This is a genomic window from Pseudoduganella ginsengisoli (assembly GCF_009720865.1).
GTDB classification, from domain to species: domain Bacteria; phylum Pseudomonadota; class Gammaproteobacteria; order Burkholderiales; family Burkholderiaceae_D; genus Rugamonas; species Rugamonas ginsengisoli.
The window spans coordinates 1-2195 of sequence record NZ_WNLA01000063.1 but is presented as its reverse complement, the minus strand read 5'-3'; the positions used below and the strand labels follow the sequence as shown (position 1 = coordinate 2195).

The 2195-nt window shown below is 67.6% G+C and carries 3 protein-coding genes; 1 reads left to right on the top strand and 2 read right to left on the bottom strand.

What is annotated here, in order from left to right:
- Positions 1-336 (top strand): helix-turn-helix domain-containing protein (locus GM668_RS30190; RefSeq protein ID WP_211923481.1); only part of this gene is annotated, 336 nt, incomplete at its 5' end.
- Here GM668_RS30190 and GM668_RS30185 read toward each other — a convergent pair.
- Together GM668_RS30185 and GM668_RS30180 are read right to left on the bottom strand one after the other, a co-directional pair.
- Positions 333-926 (bottom strand): hypothetical protein, encoded by a 594-nt coding sequence (locus GM668_RS30185; RefSeq protein WP_155442680.1) that lies wholly within the window; start codon positions 924-926, stop codon positions 333-335. The two genes, GM668_RS30190 and GM668_RS30185, sit on opposite strands and share 4 nt — an antisense overlap.
- A gap of 4 nt (positions 927-930) precedes the next feature.
- A partial coding sequence (locus GM668_RS30180; RefSeq protein WP_155442679.1) for a tetratricopeptide repeat protein occupies positions 931-2195 on the bottom strand: 1265 nt, incomplete at its 5' end.

The window sequence follows — 2195 nt, the reverse complement described above, 5'->3', positions numbered from 1 at the left end:
GCGGAAGGGCTTGCGACCGCTCCGGCCCGCGCGGCGCGCGCACGGCTGTCCGCCATCAGCGGCGACGACGTGCTGGCGGCAATGGACCGCCACGGCTGGCAAATCCTGCGCGCCGCGCAGGCGCTGGGCATTTCGCGGCCCTCGCTGTACAAGCTGCTGGCCGCGCATCCGCAAGTGCGCCGCGCCAGCGCCATCCCGGAAGAGGAAATCCGCCACGCGCTGGCGCGGCACGGGCCGGATGTGGAACGCTGCGCCAGTGCGCTGCGTACGCCGGCCGATGCGCTGCGGCGCCGCCTGCTGGCGCTGAACGTGGCGCTGGGCGATGGGGCGGATTAAGAGACGCGCCAGCCGCCTGGCGTGCCATTGCCGGTATCGTCGCGCCCAGCGCCCACCTGGCATTCAGGATCGAAGGAAAAGACGCGGATTTCCGGCGCGAAGTTGGGGCCGCGGTAAATGCGGACCGTCAGGTACAGCGACACGGCCCAGCGTCCCGGGATGCTGGTGACGTCGAGCGTCTTTTTCCATCCCTGCGTGACGGTGCGCAAGGTCTTCGTGTCCACGGTGCTGCTGGAAAAGTCGAGGTAGAGCGGGTAGCTGGCGCCCAGCGCCTGCACGAAGGGAGACGGCGGTGCGCGCCGCACGTCCTTGCTGTCCAGCGCAAAGATCACGCGCGGCAGCGTGACAAAGCAGCAGTCGACGATCTGGTATGAACTGAAATCAAGTCCGAGGCCCCGGCCGATGGCGCCAGTGCCGATGACTTCGATGCTCAGTTGATCGCCTTCGACCAGCAGGATTTCATTGTCGTACAAGCCGGTCGGATGGTTGGGCGTGTCGCCATTCCGGCCCTTGAATTTGTAGGTCAGCTTGTCGCTGATCTGGTCGATATCGAAGCCGATGGTCAGGGTTACTTCATGGTTATCACTCATGCTGCTACTCCTTGTTGTGGTAAAGCGGGTCGCGCCGCAGCGCCATCAAATCCGGCTCACTGGCAATCAAGTGAGCCGGATAGCCGAGCCTTGCGGCCTGCTTCAACGCGGCAAGGGCGGCGCTGCGGTCACCAAGCAATTCGTGGACAATGGCGGCGCGGAAGTGCACGTCGGGCCGTTGCGGCCCCGCCGCCACTGCGCGCGCAGTCCAGGCGCGGGCTTCGGCGGCCTGGCCCAGCCGGGCTTGATACAAGCCCATGCGCGACTGGTACTGCAGGTCGCCGGGAGCGTGCGCCAGCAGCGGCGCCAGCAAGTCCACTGCCGTGCGGTAAGCGCGGCGCGCTTCGTCTTCGCGGCCCGGCATCCAGCGCAGCGCATCGCCCAGGTTGGCCCAGTTGAGGTACTGGTTCGGACTGCCTTTGCCCGCAGACACCGCGAGTTCGAAATTGCGCGTGGCGCCCGGATAGTCGCCACGGGCAAACAGCACGGTGCCGAGGTTGCCGTACAGGCGGCTGTTGGGGCGCACCTGCAAGCCCTGTTGCAGCACCTGCAGCGCTTCGTCCTGGCGGTTTAGCTGCAGCAGCGCGGCGCTCAGGTTGGCATAGGCAAACACCGCGTCCGGCTGCAGCGCGATGCTGCGCCGGAATGCCTGCTCGGCCGCCGCATAGTCGCCGCGCTGGAAGTGCAGCTTGCCCTGCAAATCGGCAAAGAAGCGGTCGGCCGGGTATAAGCTGGCGCCCAGCGCAATGGCCTGTTCTGCTTGCGCATCGCGCTGTTGCCGGATTAACCGGTCGGCATTGGCGAACAGCGCATACAGGTTGCGCGGGTCGAGGCGCAGCGCCTGTTCCGTGGCTTGCCGCGCTTCTTCCATGCGCCCCTGGTATTCCCGCACCCAGGCCAGCGCCGTGTGGGCCAGCGCCAACTGGTCATCGAGCTGCAACGCCTGCTGGGCGCTGGCGTCGGCCCGCTGCAGCCACACCGGGTCGCGTCCGTCGCTTGTATAGCGCAGCGCATAGGCCAGCGCCAGTCCGGCCGTGGCGCCGGCATGGCGCGGTTCGCGCGCCAGGATCGCGTTGAAGTGGCGGATCGCTTGTTCCAGGCTGCCGTCGCGGTCGAATTCATGCAGCGCCGCCATACCATCGCGCATAGACACTGCCGGCGAAAACAGCAGCGTGGCGGGCGCACGCCAAACCAGGCCCGCCAGCAGCGCTGCCGACAGCGCTATGGTGGCCACGGCGGCTGCCGCGGCGCGGGGCCGCGGCAGCCAGA